The organism is Turicimonas muris (genome assembly GCF_002221595.1).
GTDB classification, from domain to species: domain Bacteria; phylum Pseudomonadota; class Gammaproteobacteria; order Burkholderiales; family Burkholderiaceae_F; genus Turicimonas; species Turicimonas muris.
The window spans coordinates 1-15,166 of the sequence record NZ_NHMP01000009.1 but is presented as its reverse complement, the minus strand read 5'-3'; the positions used below and the strand labels follow the sequence as shown (position 1 = coordinate 15,166).

Annotated in this window: 14 protein-coding genes; 7 read left to right on the top strand and 7 right to left on the bottom strand. The window is 43.8% G+C overall.

Features of this window, described 5'->3' with window-relative positions; translation table 11 throughout:
• Window positions 1–124 precede the first annotated feature (124 nt).
• The 3 genes from ADH67_RS11085 (at window position 125) to ADH67_RS11075 (ending at window position 5,429) form a co-directional block, all read left to right on the top strand.
• Window positions 125–1,531 carry an aspartate ammonia-lyase gene (locus ADH67_RS11085; RefSeq protein WP_066592263.1) on the top strand — a complete coding sequence of 469 codons (1,407 nt, stop codon included), beginning with the start codon at window positions 125–127 and terminating at the stop codon, window positions 1,529–1,531.
• A gap of 142 nt (window positions 1,532–1,673) precedes the next feature.
• Window positions 1,674–3,008: an anaerobic C4-dicarboxylate transporter gene (locus ADH67_RS11080; protein WP_066592265.1), complete on the top strand. Its 1,335-nt coding sequence runs from the start codon at window positions 1,674–1,676 to the stop codon at window positions 3,006–3,008.
• A gap of 1,014 nt (window positions 3,009–4,022) precedes the next feature.
• Window positions 4,023–5,429 carry an aspartate ammonia-lyase gene (locus ADH67_RS11075; protein WP_066592267.1) on the top strand — a complete coding sequence of 469 codons (1,407 nt, stop codon included), beginning with the start codon at window positions 4,023–4,025 and terminating at the stop codon, window positions 5,427–5,429.
• Between the two features lie 66 nt (window positions 5,430–5,495).
• Here the strand turns inward: ADH67_RS11075 and ADH67_RS11070 are convergent, their stop codons facing one another.
• Entirely contained in the window at window positions 5,496–6,080 is a 585-nt protein-coding gene (locus ADH67_RS11070; protein WP_066592269.1) for a chalcone isomerase family protein, read from the bottom strand.
• Window positions 6,081–6,140: 60 nt separating this feature from the next.
• The gene (locus ADH67_RS11065; protein WP_066592272.1) at window positions 6,141–6,617 is read right to left on the bottom strand and encodes a helix-turn-helix domain-containing protein; all 477 of its coding nucleotides are present in this window, start codon (window positions 6,615–6,617) and stop codon (window positions 6,141–6,143) included.
• Between the two features lie 88 nt (window positions 6,618–6,705).
• Here ADH67_RS11065 and ADH67_RS11060 point away from each other — a divergent pair, with 88 nt between their 5' ends.
• Both ADH67_RS11060 and ADH67_RS11055 read left to right on the top strand, forming a co-directional pair.
• Window positions 6,706–7,944, top strand: a complete 1,239-nt coding sequence (locus ADH67_RS11060; RefSeq protein ID WP_066592274.1) for an NAD(P)/FAD-dependent oxidoreductase — start codon at window positions 6,706–6,708, stop codon at window positions 7,942–7,944.
• Between the two features lie 67 nt (window positions 7,945–8,011).
• Window positions 8,012–9,541, top strand: a complete 1,530-nt coding sequence (locus ADH67_RS11055; protein WP_066592277.1) for an NAD(P)H-hydrate dehydratase — start codon at window positions 8,012–8,014, stop codon at window positions 9,539–9,541.
• Here the strand turns inward: ADH67_RS11055 and ADH67_RS11050 are convergent.
• Both ADH67_RS11050 and ADH67_RS11045 read right to left on the bottom strand, forming a co-directional pair.
• Entirely contained in the window at window positions 9,538–10,428 is an 891-nt protein-coding gene (locus tag ADH67_RS11050) for a tetratricopeptide repeat protein (protein ID WP_066592280.1), read from the bottom strand. The genes ADH67_RS11055 and ADH67_RS11050 overlap by 4 nt on opposite strands.
• Window positions 10,428–10,889 carry a hypothetical protein gene (locus tag ADH67_RS11045; RefSeq protein WP_066595704.1) on the bottom strand — a complete coding sequence of 154 codons (462 nt, stop codon included), beginning with the start codon at window positions 10,887–10,889 and terminating at the stop codon, window positions 10,428–10,430. Before ADH67_RS11045 ends, ADH67_RS11050 begins: the two co-directional genes overlap by 1 nt.
• 74 nt (window positions 10,890–10,963) lie before the next feature.
• Here ADH67_RS11045 and ADH67_RS11040 point away from each other — a divergent pair, with 74 nt between their 5' ends.
• Window positions 10,964–11,413, top strand: coding sequence for a hypothetical protein (locus tag ADH67_RS11040; protein WP_066592281.1), 450 nt, complete (start codon window positions 10,964–10,966; stop codon window positions 11,411–11,413).
• A gap of 4 nt (window positions 11,414–11,417) precedes the next feature.
• On the opposite strand, the gene ADH67_RS11035 is transcribed toward ADH67_RS11040, so the two are convergent.
• From ADH67_RS11035 to ADH67_RS11025, 3 genes are all read right to left on the bottom strand, one after another.
• Window positions 11,418–11,795 carry a Rid family detoxifying hydrolase gene (locus tag ADH67_RS11035; RefSeq protein ID WP_066592284.1) on the bottom strand — a complete coding sequence of 126 codons (378 nt, stop codon included), beginning with the start codon at window positions 11,793–11,795 and terminating at the stop codon, window positions 11,418–11,420.
• A gap of 75 nt (window positions 11,796–11,870) precedes the next feature.
• Window positions 11,871–12,365: a CreA family protein gene (locus ADH67_RS11030; RefSeq protein WP_066595705.1), complete on the bottom strand. Its 495-nt coding sequence runs from the start codon at window positions 12,363–12,365 to the stop codon at window positions 11,871–11,873.
• A gap of 37 nt (window positions 12,366–12,402) precedes the next feature.
• The gene (locus ADH67_RS11025) at window positions 12,403–13,626 is read right to left on the bottom strand and encodes an alpha/beta hydrolase (RefSeq protein ID WP_066592286.1); all 1,224 of its coding nucleotides are present in this window, start codon (window positions 13,624–13,626) and stop codon (window positions 12,403–12,405) included.
• Between the two features lie 165 nt (window positions 13,627–13,791).
• Here ADH67_RS11025 and gltS point away from each other — a divergent pair, with 165 nt between their 5' ends.
• Window positions 13,792–15,021: a sodium/glutamate symporter gene (gene gltS, locus ADH67_RS11020; protein ID WP_066592289.1), complete on the top strand. Its 1,230-nt coding sequence runs from the start codon at window positions 13,792–13,794 to the stop codon at window positions 15,019–15,021.
• The last annotated feature ends 145 nt before the right edge of the window (window positions 15,022–15,166 follow it).

The window sequence follows — 15,166 nt, the reverse complement described above, 5'->3', positions numbered from 1 at the left end:
TCTTTGATGAATGCCTTGTGGCACCCATCAAAGTTCTTAACCTGAAGTCCAAAGCATAACCACGGGATTTATCCTGGCTGATGACTTTATTTAATGCGTATATTCGTTTAGGAGCATACATATCATGGCACGTATTGAGCATGATTTTATCGGTGATCTTGAAGTTCCAGAAAACGCACTCTATGGCGTTCAATCTTTACGCGGTAAAGAAAACTTCTTCATCACCGAAGAAAGAAACTCTCAAGAAATTTACTTCATCATCGCTTTCGCTTATGTTAAGAAAGCCTGCGCAATGGCCAATAAGGAATTGGGCGTTGTAGAACCTAAAGTTGCTGATGCAATGATTTGGGCCTGCGACCAGCTCATCAACGATACTGAAAAATATCGTGACCAGTTCATCACTGACTGGCTCCAGGGCGGTGCAGGTACTTCCACTAACATGAATGCTAACGAAGTTATCTCCAACCTCGCTATTCAGCATCTTGGCGGCAAGCTCGGCGACTACACCATTGTCAACCCGAATAACGATGCAAACTTCGGTCAGTCTACTAACGACACATACCCGACAGCAATCCATCTTTCCTGCATGTTCCGCTCCAACATCCTTATCAAGGCAGCTGAACAGCTTCGCGATGCATTGTATGCAAAAGCCAAAGAATTCGACCAGACATTGAAGATGGGTCGTACCCACTTGCAAGACGCCGTTCCTATGACTTTAGGTCAAGAATTCCACGGCTGGGGCTTCACACTCAACGATGAAATCGAAAACCTTCGTGATGCTCAGAAACACCTCTTGGTTATCAACCTCGGTGCAACAGCTATCGGTACAACAGTAACAGCTGCTCCTGGATATCCTGAGTTGGCTTCCAAGTACTTGGCTGAATTGACTGGGCTCCCATTCAAGAACTCTGCAGACTTGATCGCTGCTACCAGCGACTGCGGCGCTTACATGACATTGTCCAGCGCTATCAAGGGTTTGGCAGTTAAGATGACTAAGATCTGCAACGATATTCGTCTTCTTGCTTCCGGTCCTCGCTGCGGCTTGAAGGAAATCAACCTTCCACAGCTTCAACCTGGTTCTTCCATCATGCCGGGTAAAGTTAATCCGGTTGCTGCTGAAGTTGCTAACCAAGCTTCCTTCTTGGCTATCGGTCTTGACACAACAGTTATGCTTGCCGCTTCTGCCGGCCAGCTCGAACTGAACGTTATGGAACCGGTTATCACATACGCTTTGTTCACACAGATGAAGGTTATGGCCAACGCTTGCGATACATTGCGTACTAAGTTGGTTGACGGCGTTACAGCTAACACAGAACGCTGCAGAGACTATGTAATGAACTCCATCGGTATCGTTACATTGCTCAAGCCTCACTTCGGTTATCAAGTTTGTGCAGACATCGCTAAGGAAGGCTACATCTCCGGCAAGTCCTTGCACCAGATCGTTGTTGACGAAAGAAAACTTCTCACTCAGAAAGAATGGGATGAAATCTTCAACACACAGAACTTGATTAATCCTAAGTTCGTTAAGTAACTCTATTTTGAGTCCCTTCTGAAAAGAAGGGACAACTCTCATCAAAAACAAAAGGCTTGTGGCGCTTTTTGTCTTGATTAATTCTAATTAATGCCACTCGGAGCCTTAACAAATCTAAGTTAGGTTCCACTTTGGAGGATTTATGGATTTCATCGTTGCTCTCCAGATCGTCGTTCTGTTAGGCGCAATCTTTGTCGGTGTCCGCTTGGGCGGTATCGGTATTGGTTATGCTGGCGGTGCCGGCGTTCTGATTCTCGGTCTTTGTTTAGGTATGAAGCCTGGTAACATTCCTTGGGATGTTATCTTGATCATCGCTTCCGTAATTTCAGCTATTTCTGTTATGCAGTTAGCCGGTGGCTTGGAATACCTTGTTTACATTGCAGAAAAGATTCTTTATAAGAATCCAAAATACATCAACTACCTTGCTCCATTGGTAACTTATGTTCTTACCATCTTCGCAGGTACAGGCCACACAGCATTCTCAATGATCCCTGTTATCGTTGAAGTTGCTAAGGGCGAACACATTAAACCTAGCGTTCCTCTGGCAATTGCTGTTGTCGCTTCCCAGATCGCTATTACAGCTTCTCCGGTTTCTGCTGCCGTCATTTACATGTCCGGCGTTTTGGAACCGTTCGGCTGGAGCTATCCGGCACTGCTCGGAATTTGGTTGCTTACTACATTCCTTGGCTGCATGGTTACAGCTTTCATCATGACAAAGATCAGAAACATGGATCTCGACAGCGACCCGATCTATCAGAAGCGTTTGGCTGAAGGCCTTGTTAAGCCTCCTGTCGGAATGCACGAAATCAAGATTACACCGGCTGCCAAGCGTTCTGTTTACATCTTCTTAATCGGCGTTGTCTGTGTTGTTCTTTATGCTTCTGCCATTTCCCCGGCTGTAGGACTTATTAAGAACGTCATTGTTCCTCGTGACTCAGCGATCATCAGCTTGATGCTTCTTGTTGGTGCATTGATTACTACACTCTGCAACGTCAAACTTGGCGATATCGCTGGTACCAGCGTATTTAAGTCCGGTATGGTTGCATGTATCTGCGTTCTTGGTGTTGCATGGCTTGGTGATACATTCGTTGCCGGTCACACAAAAGAAATCAAGGAATTCGCTTCTCACACAATCAGCCAATATCCAGCACTTCTTGCCGTTGTATTCTTCTTAGCCGCTATGCTCCTGTACTCTCAGGCCGCTACTGCTAAGGCTATTACTCCGACCGTTGTTGCTGCTTTAGGTATTACAGCTGCAACTCCGGATAACTCCTACATGCTGGTTGCTTCCTTCGCTGCTGTTTCCGCCTTGTTCGTTCTCCCAACTTACCCAACATTGCTTGGTGCAGTTCAGATGGACGATACCGGTACAACAAGAATCGGTAAATGGGTGTTCAACCACTCTTTCTTCTGGCCTGGCGTTCTTGCTATCTTCTTCAGCGTTGCATTCGGCTTCGTATTCTGTGGCCTCTTCTAACGTTCTAAGAACTTAGCTAAGATGAGAACCTCTCTGAAAAAAACAGAGAGGTTTTTTTCACGCTTTTAACTTTTAAAAACTGACTATTAGTGTTTTATCGCATTTTTTGATTTTTTCAAAGACTGTCGGGATCGCTAACAAGGATATGAGGCGTCTAGTTTGAGAACTTATGTCCTAGTCAAAAATTGGTCGAAAATAACTTCTTGCAGACCGAATGAATTGAATAAAACTCAAGGCAGCACACTTACCATAGACAACCTTAACTGTCTCTAGCACACGTTTGAAATTTTGCGCCGATTTCCACAAAGATTCAAAATAAACGAAAATAACCAAAGGCTCTATTTGGAGAAAATCGGCACGGTCGGATACAGAAAAAGAAGAAGCATCATAGGCAAACCAAAGAACCTTACGGTATCCAGGCGAGGTAACAAGTGGTTTGTCCACACCCAGACTGAATATAAAATAGAACGTCAGTCAACAGTAAACTCTGAAGTCGGAATTAACATGGGAGTCATGAGGTTCGTAACTTTTTCGGATGGGCCTTTTGTAGAGTCGATCAGTAGCTTGAAAATAATTTAAAACAAGAATTGCAACCAACTGTTATAAAAATTCCTTTCATCTTTTACTTGACTTAGAACTTACCCTTAAAAGAATTGTTAGTTTCTTTTCACCTAATCCCATTGAAAACATTAGAAAACCTTCTTAAGTCTATCTTAATTGACCCGTTATGAGTTTTGTTCCTTTTCAGCCTACAAGTATTGGCTGTTAGTAATTTTCGAGGATATTGATTACAAATAACTACTATTAAAAAACTTTGGTCGGGATGGCCCGAATGTTAACTATTCTCTTTTTAATTTAGTTGGTATAGAATGCACGCAACTAAGGGGAAACCAATAATTTTTCCTTAGCACAAAAAATTATCTATAAGTAAGTTGACCATTGGAATTTTTCCAAATACTTACGTTATACGGTTGACAAGCAGACGGCTTGTTCGCTTTTATTTGAGGAGTCAATATGACACGTATTGAGCATGATTTTATCGGTGATCTTGAAGTTCCAGAAAACGCACTCTATGGCGTTCAATCTTTACGCGGTAAAGAAAACTTCTTCATCACCGAAGAAAGAAACTCTCAAGAAATTTACTTCATCATCGCTTTCGCTTATGTTAAGAAAGCCTGCGCAATGGCCAATAAGGAATTGGGCGTTGTAGAACCTAAAGTTGCTGATGCAATGATTTGGGCCTGCGACCAGCTCATCAACGATACTGAAAAATATCGTGACCAGTTCATCACTGACTGGCTCCAGGGCGGTGCAGGTACTTCCACTAACATGAATGCTAACGAAGTTATCTCCAACCTCGCTATTCAGCATCTTGGCGGCAAGCTCGGCGACTACACCATTGTCAACCCGAATAACGATGCAAACTTCGGTCAGTCTACTAACGACACATACCCGACAGCAATCCATCTTTCCTGCATGTTCCGCTCCAACATCCTTATCAAGGCAGCTGAACAGCTTCGCGATGCATTGTATGCAAAAGCCAAAGAATTCGACCAGACATTGAAGATGGGTCGTACCCACTTGCAAGACGCCGTTCCTATGACTTTAGGTCAAGAATTCCACGGCTGGGGCTTCACACTCAACGATGAAATCGAAAACCTTCGTGATGCTCAGAAACACCTCTTGGTTATCAACCTCGGTGCAACAGCTATCGGTACAACAGTAACAGCTGCTCCTGGATATCCTGAGTTGGCTTCCAAGTACTTGGCTGAATTGACTGGGCTCCCATTCAAGAACTCTGCAGACTTGATCGCTGCTACCAGCGACTGCGGCGCTTACATGACATTGTCCAGCGCTATCAAGGGTTTGGCAGTTAAGATGACTAAGATCTGCAACGATATTCGTCTTCTTGCTTCCGGTCCTCGCTGCGGCTTGAAGGAAATCAACCTTCCACAGCTTCAACCTGGTTCTTCCATCATGCCGGGTAAAGTTAATCCGGTTGCTGCTGAAGTTGCTAACCAAGCTTCCTTCTTGGCTATCGGTCTTGACACAACAGTTATGCTTGCCGCTTCTGCCGGCCAGCTCGAACTGAACGTTATGGAACCGGTTATCACATACGCTTTGTTCACACAGATGAAGGTTATGGCCAACGCTTGCGATACATTGCGTACTAAGTTGGTTGACGGCGTTACAGCTAACACAGAACGCTGCAGAGACTATGTAATGAACTCCATCGGTATCGTTACATTGCTCAAGCCTCACTTCGGTTATCAAGTTTGTGCAGACATCGCTAAGGAAGGCTACATCTCCGGCAAGTCCTTGCACCAGATCGTTGTTGACGAAAGAAAACTTCTCACTCAGAAAGAATGGGATGAAATCTTCAACACACAGAACTTGATTAATCCTAAGTTCGTTAAGTAATCAGTACTGAAAACTGATTAGAACAAAGGCCTCCCTAGGGAGGCCTTGTTAATTGAATTAAAGTTTTCAAACATGGAGAAGAGAATCTTTGAGGGAAGCCTCAAGGGCATGATTTCCTAACCAAATAAACATGATAGCGTCGTAAATTGCTTTACCTCTAATTCTATCCTTGACAACTTTTCCGTTAACTTTTACGGATGTCCCTTTTCTAGGAAGCCAATCAATATCTACTTTATCTCCGGCGGCAAAGGAACCGATTCTTTCCATGAGCTCTTCGATTTGAGCTTGTTCTTCTTTAATAAACTCCTGACTGGTCTCATTTGTATTCATCTGGATACCGTTTCTTAAAGAAGGAATGAAGTCGGCCGGAACCAAGTCCTTAAGAATGTATAAAGTAACTCTTCTTGCTCCTAACAGAGCTTTGGCAGTATCCGCACGTGTCGTTTTTGTAGGCAGGTATAGACCAACGGAATAAATCTCCTCTCCCTCAATTGATCTTAATCCGGCACCGTTCAAAACAAGTGTCTCTCCGGCAACTTCCGCCTGAGATTTAAAATAGCAATTCTTGATAACTAAGTCTCGGCCCGGTTCTTCTTCGGCTTTAAACCAATTTTTTAATTTATTCCATCCAGAAGTATTTTCTTCAGCCACTTTTATCCCACAAGTAGAATACGTTTTATAGAAAGAAATTTTAGCAAATCCGCTATTTAATCAGAAGCTAGAATTACTCTGTTTTTTCGGATGTTCTTTATACAAAAATTCACTCATCTTCAGAGCAAGCTCTTTCATGGTCTGGCTTTCAAACTGTTCGTCTTTATTATCAAATTTGATATAGACGCCTTGTCCTAAATAAAACTCGTAAAAGAGGTGAGGGGCCGCAATTTTTCTTTTCTTTGGGACTGTATCTTCCGCTCTGGGCTTCATTTCTTGAATCTGTTTTAAGGTATAGCCCTTGTTTTGAAGATTCCGTATAAACTCGATTTCATTTAGATGAGATACAGAATAACGGGCACTCCGAGTTTCTCCAATTGCTGGAGAAATCAATCCCAGCTGGGCATAGTATTTAATAGTCCTTTTAGACAGACCGGAAGCGTCTTCAAGCTCATCAATCGTCCAAAGTTCTTTTTTTAATTCAGTTGCATCATTATCTAATCGCATTGCAATACCATTAATTGAAAATTTTTTCACGATTTTCATTGCGTAATAGAGCCTAAATTGGTATAAGACCTATTCGAATAAAGCTACAATAACACCATAAGTTTAGGATATCCAACAAATGCAGATAATCGTTGTAGGAGCCGGAGTAACCGGCATTTCTTGTGCTCACTCTTTGTTGAAAAGAGGGCATAAAGTTACCCTAATTGAATCAGCTTCTTCTCCCAACCAGGGCTGTAGCTTTGGGATGGCTGGATTTATGGGAGCCTTATCTATCGCAATGTTGTGTTCTCCTTTTAAGGGGAAAGCAGGACTTGCCAGCGTCTTTGCTAAGACAAGACGTCTTGGTTGGGATATGTCTTTAAGCCATATGAAGTTTTTGCGTTCCCTTGCTAATTCTCGCAGCGCCGATAAATGGAAAAAAGACAGTCAATCCCTCATTGAGCTAGCTCGTTACAGTGTTGGTCTGACTGAATTTGAAGCTAGACTTCAAGATATTTCCTTTGAACAAACTTATGGTTTACTCCGCCTCTACACCAATGAAACCGTATGGGAAGAAGCTCACAAAGAAGAAGAGGCGAGAAAGGGGGGAGAGTGGCTCGATGCAGAAGAAACCAAACGCCTGGAAAATTCCATTGAAGTCCCTGATCTTCTAGGCAGCTTCTATATGCCGCAGGAACTTTCCGGCAACGGTTCCTACTTCTCCAAGCAAATTCAGATGCTGAATATTGCGGATCCGGATCTGACCATGATGTACCACACCACCGTCACTAAGTTGATAAAAGGCGAGAACGGCAAAATAACCGGTGTCGAGACTGATAAGGGAGAAATCTCTGCTGATGTTGTTGTTTTGTCAAACAATCTGGGGGCAAAAGCATTGCTGGCAAATGTCCTAGATCTTCCTATAGCAGTAGTTACCGGCTGGACGATTACTGCCGCCATACAGCCTGTCAATGCAGTTCCCACACATTCTTTGCAGTTTGAAAACAAAGATATTCTGATTACCAGACTCGGTAACAGACTCAGAGTTTGCGGACGTTTCTGGCTTGGTGATGTCTCTAAGGATGTAGCCGATAAAACAATTGAAGAGCTTTATCAAGCTGCTTGCAAACTTGTTCCACAGAGCGCTGTTTGGACTGACACCACAAATTGGTCCGGACAAACTCTCATTCACCCCGATAGCTTGCCAAGCTGCGGCAAAACCTCTTTAGAAGGCTTGTATTTGAACATCTGTCACGGTTTGAACGGATGGGCTCTTTCTACAGGATGCGGAGAACTTTTGGCTGATGTAATTGAAGGCAAAACACCCGCAGTGAATCCTGAACTGTATTCGCCGGAAAGATTTGCCAAAAAGAATTAATTAATGAATTTTGATGCGTGTTCTCAAAAGGCGCAAAATGCGCCTTTTATAGGATAAGGAGATAATTTTGTCTGAACAACTGCTTGAGCTCTCCACACTTCGTGAGCTTGAAGAAAAAAACGCTAGAATCCTCGGTCCTTATACTTTAATGGAAAGGGCTGGCACAGCAGCTGCCGATTTAGTTTGTCACCTCCACGAGTCTCCTTGCACGGTTACCGTTTTATGCGGGCCCGGTAATAACGGGGGAGACGGTTACGTTTGCGCACGAGCCCTTGTTGAAAGAGGCTACGATGTCTATTGCGTGCAGGTAGCCGGTAAGTCTCCTAAAGAAGGAACGAATGCTTATAAAGCCAAGCAGATGTGGGAAGAAATCGGAGGCAGGACTTTCGAAGATCCTTATAACGCACCAAAATCTCAAGTTGTTGTTGATGCCATTTTTGGTATCGGTTTGAACAAACCGTTGAAAGGCGAATATATCGATGCTGTACAGTGGTACAACGAAAGAGAAGCAGTGCACGTATCATTGGATATCCCAACAGGACTCGATAGCCAAACAGGTCAGTGGATTGGTTCCATGCCCGGATGTCGCAGCGATGTCACCATCACATTCTTAGCCGGCAAACCTGGTTTATTTACCGGTATCGGCCAAGAAGTCTGCGGACATGTTCACACTGATAATTTGGGTGTTTCTATTCCTCTTTCCAATATCAATTTAGTTGAGCCTATTGATTTCAAATCAGTTTTAGCTCCTAGAAAACTCATCTCCTCTAAAAAAGACTTCGGTCGTTTAGGCATTATCGGAGGAGGTAAGGGGAAGGTAGGAGCAGCTCTTATCGCCGGTGCAGCTGCTCTTCGCATGGGTGCGGGCTCTGTTCTTGTCGAGTTGGTTGAAGAAAATCTTGTCTACGATCCCGGTTGTCCGGAACTCATGTTCCGAGAAAAAATCGACTTCTCAGAAATTGATGCCTTAGTCATCGGCCCTGGTCTTGGCTTTAGTCAGACAGCCCGTCAGCGTCTCAACGAAGCATTGGATCTTCAGATTCCTTTGATAATTGACGCCGATGCCCTCACCATGATCGCACAAGATTCTGAATTGACGAGTAAAACCGCTCAAAGAAGTGCCCATACCGTCCTTACTCCACATCCAGGTGAGGCGGCTCGTCTTTTAAAAACTACCGTCAAAGATGTTCAATCTGATCGTGTAATGCGGGCCCAAGAGATTTCCGTTTTAACGGGTACTGTGACTGTTCTTAAAGGAAGTGGAACGGTGATTGCTCAAAAGAGCGGCATTACTTGGATCAATCCGACCGGGACAGCCGGCCTGGCCACGGCAGGTTCAGGAGATGTGTTGTGCGGAATGATCGGTGCTATGTTCGCTCAAAAATTTGACTTTGTCAGTGCCATTCTATCTTCCATCTATCTGCACGGTGCCGCTTCAGAAAATATCGACTGCGGTTTATTAGCTGGAGATATCGCTCCGTCAGCACTCCATATCCTTCAGAATCTAAGAATGGATGTTAAAAAGAATGGTTTGAAACAGTTAGGCGAGCTCTCTTGCCACCAGCGTATTGCATCTCACAATTTCTACTCGGCCTAAACAGTTAATCCTTTCCGGCGCAAATTCTCGATAATTTGACGAGATGATGCGCCGGATGCTATTTCTGCGGCATCACTCAGTTCTTTATCATTAGCCTGGTTTCTCCAATTCTCCAGCCATTGAAAAGCCAAATAATGTCCTCTCGATGCAGCCATGTGAGCAAAAACAAGAGCTAGAGCCATATTTGAAGAACAATATAATCCTTCATACCAGAAAGCGGCCAAAGCTGCTTGACTCTCTGTATCTCCTAGGGCCGCACCTTCTTCTAATAGATATAAAGCTTGATGAGTTTGAGGATCGGGCCGGCTTAAAAGCTCCTTGGCACATGCATACATCGAAGAGGGAACAGAATTTTTTCCGGCGTTGATCCAATACAAAACTTCTTTTAAATCAATCTTCTCTTTCTCAAGCGAGAAACGAAGCATTCTTGAGACAGCCTTAGGATATTTAAGATTGGCCGCCTTAGAAAATAATTGGGAGGCAGAAGTTGGATCTTTTTGGCAGCCGATTCCTTCCTGAAGTGCAAATGCCATTTCATAAAGCGCCGGAGCAAAATTCTTTGCAGCGGAGATTCGCAGCCAAGCAAAAGATTCTTGAAGATTCTGCGGTACTCCAAAACCTTCTCTTAGGGCCATCGCTAAATAAAAAGGCGACTCCGTATCTCCTAAATTCGCAGATTTTTTAAAAAGAGAAACTGCACGTTCCGGATTCTTTCCTAAAGAGCCTCCGAAGGCAAAGAGAAGAGCCAACTTACGATATCGAACGGATAGATTTTCATTGGCCGTTTCTTCCAAGGAATTATCGGCTAGGAGAAGGTCTCCCGACAGAAGTTCATTGGTCTCGCTGAACACATCGTGCGCAGCTGAGAAAAAAGATTCTGGCTGCATTAATCGATTTTAATGAAGCCCATCATGACTAAACCCATGATGTAAGTCAACGAAATTGCTGTCCACAGAAGAAGGCCACCTGCGCCGAGCATCAGAGGTTTGCCCCAAAGCTTGTGATGGAAATCGCTACCGTAGCGATCAGCAACGGCTTTAACTTGAAAGCGTCCGTCAAAAATAAGCCATAAAAAATAAAAGATAAACCAGCAAATCAAAAAGTAATATTGAGAAAAATCATTGGCATCCGGCAAAAAGGGCTCCGCGAAAAGATAGCCGCCTAAAAAAATCAACCCGAGTGCAACCCAAATACCGCTTTGATTTGCTTTATCCGGTTCGCCCATTTCTGTCCAATTTGTCCTTTGAAGGAATGCTCCGAATACCGGAGAAAAAAGAAGAGACCAAACGATGGTCCAAATAGGATTCCACAAAGCTATTACGGGATATTTAGTATTTCTACCTGCCATATTTGTAAAATAAATGTGTTGAAAAAGTGCTAGATTGTTAGAATAATCCTTCGTACTGTTTTTATCCAAAGTTTATGTCTAAATACTTACCAGTTATATTCTCTGCTTCTGCACTGTTCCTATTAGGGGGATGTGCAAGTGAGTTTAACGGCTACTATCTTAGAAATTCTTTTGGATTTGACACAGTTTGTCTGGTTGACAATAACAGTGCGCCTCCTTCTTTCTTTCTCTTCTTGAAAAAAGCTCTGGAAGATAAAGGTCTAACTGTCAAAATTGTCAAAAAACCCTCTAAGGATGAACTTGTTTGTCCCGCGACTATTATGTACGAAGCCCGAGTCGCTCAAAAACCTTTTCCCTATCTAAAAGATGCTCGTCTTTTCTTTTTGAAGAAAAATGAAAAGACTCAGATCGTTGCCATGAAAAAGCCTGTAAATCAGGTGACTCTTCAGGATAGAATGGCCGATTCTGAGCCTGCTGTCCGTGACATGGTGAATCGCCTTCTTCCGCGGTCCACTCCATGGTAATGGATTAGCCAATTACTGCAGTAGCTTCAACTTCTACTAATCCGCCTTTAGGCAAAGCAGAAATTTGTACGCAGCTTCTTGCCGGATAAGGAGCCTTGAAAACTTCGGCCATGACTTTGTTAACAACGGCAAAGTTAGCGAGATCTGTCAAATATACGGTCTGTCTTACAATGTCTGCAGGCTTGCCGCCGGCAGCCTCAACGATTGCGAAAACATTTCTGAAAGCCTGACGAACTTGAGCCTCAACAGAATTCGGCAATTCACCGGTAGAAGGATCAATTCCGAGTTGTCCGGAGCAGTAAAGAGTGTTGCCGGCCTTAAAGGCTACTGAATATGTACCGACTGCAGCCGGTGCATTTTCGCAAGTAATAACTTGGTTCATTTTTGTTCTCCAATAAAAAAGGTGATTTTAACAAAGAGAGTAAGCGGCAACCATGATTTACTCGTCGCTCAAAAACTAATTCTGATTTTCAGCGGCGATTGCCGGATTGTAAGCTTTTGTCCTCCAGAGAGAAATCGTAGACAGACTATTCTTAAAGCTGCCGTTAAATTCTTTCGTGGTGTAGGCGATATACATCAATGTTTGGTTCTTTTCATCAAAGATTCTTTTAATCTTTAAGGTCTTAAGAAATACGCTTTTGGACTGTTTAAAGACCACTTCACCTGTCTTGTTTCTTTTGACGTTTTCAATCATCTCCGGCGTGATCTCGCCTGTTTGGACGCATGAGACGGAGGCATCGGACGGATCACTGAGAGTCAGAGGCGAGTCAATACTAGCTACATGACAAGTTACTCCAGGAACATCTCTATCTTGGAACGCACTGATCTTGATATCCTTTAAAGTCAAAATACCTAAGGATACGCTGCCGACATTTTCATCGGAACAGCCGGAAAGTCCTGCTGCCAGGACGGCAGCTCCTGCTAAGAGTAAAACAGATTTTAATTTCAACATGGTTTTCATAATCCTTTGGTCTTCTTCGACATCCACTTCAGTGGGAAGCCTTAATTGGAGTCACTTTCTCAAGAATGAGATTTGGCTGAAGTTCTGTTGTTCCAGCCGCAATAACTTTTTCAATGTCATCTAACTGCCTGAAAAAATATGGGTTATAAGTTAACCGAGCAAACAGTCGATCTCCGTCTACGGTTCCGTATGCACCGTACCAGACTTCGGGAGCAGCCATGCATTTCTCATAGTAGCCTTTGGTAGAACGGTTCACACAATAGCGGTACTTGCCGTTTCTGCCGTACCACTCATTTTCCGGAGAGTAAGTCAGAGCCATATGAGAGAATGTTTCGATTCTTTCGCTGGGAAGAAAGGTTTTCTTGGCAACAATTCTCGAACTCAGAGAAATTTTGCTTTTCGGCAACTCTCCATACCAAATAATTTTTGAATTGGGATTGGTCAATTGTTTGTCAAAAATCTTCAAGAGAGATTGAGTGTCAACGATAGAGTCATTAGCACTCATCATTACCAACACAGGTTTATCGTACGGCTTCTTCTTTAAGGCCTTATCAGCATCATCCATTGTATCTTTGAATGCGTTCAAGCCGTCAAGAGGAATTGTTCCGTATTTGAAAGGCAAGACGCCTTCCGTGTTTTTATCCGGTTTTCTTAACCAGTCTATAAAGAGATCAGCGAAAGGAACAAGTTCGACTAACTTAGTCCGGATTTCGATAGCTGGAGAAAACAAAATCAGGCCTCGAATGTCCGGATCTTCGGCTGCCTGAGAGAAGGCAAGGTTACCTCCGGTTGAAAATCCTCCGAGCCAAACGTTCGGAACTTCTTTCTTTAACAGGTCTATTTGTTCTTGAACGGCTTTATTCCAGTCCTCGCTGGTAACACCAATCATATCCGCCGGTTTTGTTCCATGTCCGGGTAGCAGTACCGTTCTGACAAGCATTCCTTGCTCAGCTAGCTTTGTAGCCAAATCTCGGTATGTCCATGGAGAATCTCCCAGACCATGAATAAGCAGAATTCCCTTGTCCGTCTTTCCGGCAGGCCGGATTTCAAAAGGGGTATGGTAGGTTAGCTCTTTCTCATGATCGTCCATAACGAAATGACGGTTCTCGGCTATCCAGGCTCGAGTTTCAGCTAAATACTCCTGAAAAGAGCTTTGTCCGAGAGGAGTTTCTAAAGGATGTTTGCTCGCACAGCCAGTAAGGACCAGCAGTCCGGCGGCTAGTGCTGTATATAAGATTTTCTTGCAATGCATTTATTCATTATAAAAAAGGAAAAATGCGGGAGGGAATGTTATTCTTTTTGACCGTTCTCTCTGTGCCTATTTGGGGAACTTTCTTGTAGATATTTGTTTCTAGAAGTTTTTTTATAACAAAATTAGTTTTTATTCTCAATCATTTCTTAGGAAGGAAGATTTTTAATGGCAGGTGAAACTCTTTTTACTATTGACGTCTCTTCTGTGCAGGCCGTCGCACTGGCTATCTGTACTTATTATTTTGGTGTGTGGGTTAGAAAAAGAGTTTACTTATTCGAAAGGTTTGCAGTCCCAAGTCCAGTGATTGGAGGTATGACTTTCGCCTTCTTATTATCCGGGTTAAAAGCCAACGGAATTTTAACGGTTAACTTTGATTCTTCCCTCCAAACTCTTTTAATGCTTGCTTTCTTTACCACCATTGGTCTTTCAGCAGGGTTGAAAGTGGTCAAGCAGGGAGGAGGACTGTTGATTGGATTTCTTATAGCCGTTACAGTTCTCACCGTTCTGCAAAACCTCTTGGGAATGGGAGTCGCCGAATGGCTGGGGCTTGATATGCATTACGGCATCCTGGCCGGCTCTGTCTCTATGATGGGCGGTTTAGGAACGGCCGCCGCTTTCGGACCTTACTTCGAACAAACCTATGGGATTGTAGGAGGAACAGCTGTCGCCATTACGGCAGCCACCTTCGGTATGGTTGCCTCTTTGATCATCGGCGCACCTTTAGGAAGTTTTCTTATTAGGAAATACAAAGTCAAAACTCCTATCGAAAATGTCTCCAATGAAGATGTAAAGATTCCGGAGGAGTTCGACACCGACGTAATCGACTCTGACCATCAGCCGACAATGACCGCTCAGTTAATGAAAGCTACAAGCATCGTTACTCTGAGTATGGCTGCGGGAGTCGCCGTTTCATCATTCCTTGATCACTTCATCACGCTTCCTGCCTATATCGGATCCATGATGGTTGCCGCGATTGTCAGAAACGTCGGCGATTTCTCCGGCAAATACAGGGTAGACGGAAAAGGCCTGAACGCTATCGCCGATATTAGCTTGGTCTTGTTCGTTACGATGGCCATCAACAGCCTAAAGCTTAACGAACTTATCAATTTGGCCGGACCTTTAGTTGTTATTTTGGCCTGCCAAACAATCCTGACTGTTCTCTTCCTGTGGATCTGCGTATTCTTGGTTTTCGGAAGGAATTACGATGCGACTATGCTCTGCGTCGGTGGTATCGGCTTCTCTATGGGTGCTACAGCTAACGGTTTGGCAAATATGCAGGCTATTGCTGAAAAATATGGAACCAGTCCGAGAGCTTGGTTAATAGTCAGTATTGTTGGAGCTTTCCTAATTGACTTGATTAATGCGTTACTGATTACCTGGATGGGTGCTTGGTAGTCTGTTCACTCCAAAATGAATCGAGTAGGGCCGGTTATTACCCGTCCCTCTCACACCACCTGGCATGCCGTTCGGCACCAAGGCGGTTCCAGTAAACATCCCTACGTTCCAGATGCGGTTCGCAGGGCCTTTTCTAAACTGTACC

Bases quoted from the DNA above. Each gene is read 5' to 3' on its own strand.
- ADH67_RS11075 (WP_066592267.1), top strand. From the start codon at position 4,023: ATGACACGTATTGAGCATGATTTTATCGGTGATCTTGAAGTTCCAGAA.
- ADH67_RS11050 (WP_066592280.1), bottom strand. From the start codon at position 10,428: ATGCAGCCAGAATCTTTTTTCTCAGCTGCGCACGATGTGTTCAGCGAG.
- ADH67_RS11030 (WP_066595705.1), bottom strand. From the start codon at position 12,365: ATGTTGAAATTAAAATCTGTTTTACTCTTAGCAGGAGCTGCCGTCCTG.
- gltS (WP_066592289.1), top strand. From the start codon at position 13,792: ATGGCAGGTGAAACTCTTTTTACTATTGACGTCTCTTCTGTGCAGGCC.
- ADH67_RS11085 (WP_066592263.1), top strand. From the start codon at position 125: ATGGCACGTATTGAGCATGATTTTATCGGTGATCTTGAAGTTCCAGAA.
- ADH67_RS11035 (WP_066592284.1), bottom strand. From the start codon at position 11,795: ATGAACCAAGTTATTACTTGCGAAAATGCACCGGCTGCAGTCGGTACA.
- ADH67_RS11060 (WP_066592274.1), top strand. From the start codon at position 6,706: ATGCAGATAATCGTTGTAGGAGCCGGAGTAACCGGCATTTCTTGTGCT.
- ADH67_RS11045 (WP_066595704.1), bottom strand. From the start codon at position 10,889: ATGGCAGGTAGAAATACTAAATATCCCGTAATAGCTTTGTGGAATCCT.
- ADH67_RS11025 (WP_066592286.1), bottom strand. From the start codon at position 13,626: ATGCATTGCAAGAAAATCTTATATACAGCACTAGCCGCCGGACTGCTG.
- ADH67_RS11080 (WP_066592265.1), top strand. From the start codon at position 1,674: ATGGATTTCATCGTTGCTCTCCAGATCGTCGTTCTGTTAGGCGCAATC.
- ADH67_RS11040 (WP_066592281.1), top strand. From the start codon at position 10,964: ATGTCTAAATACTTACCAGTTATATTCTCTGCTTCTGCACTGTTCCTA.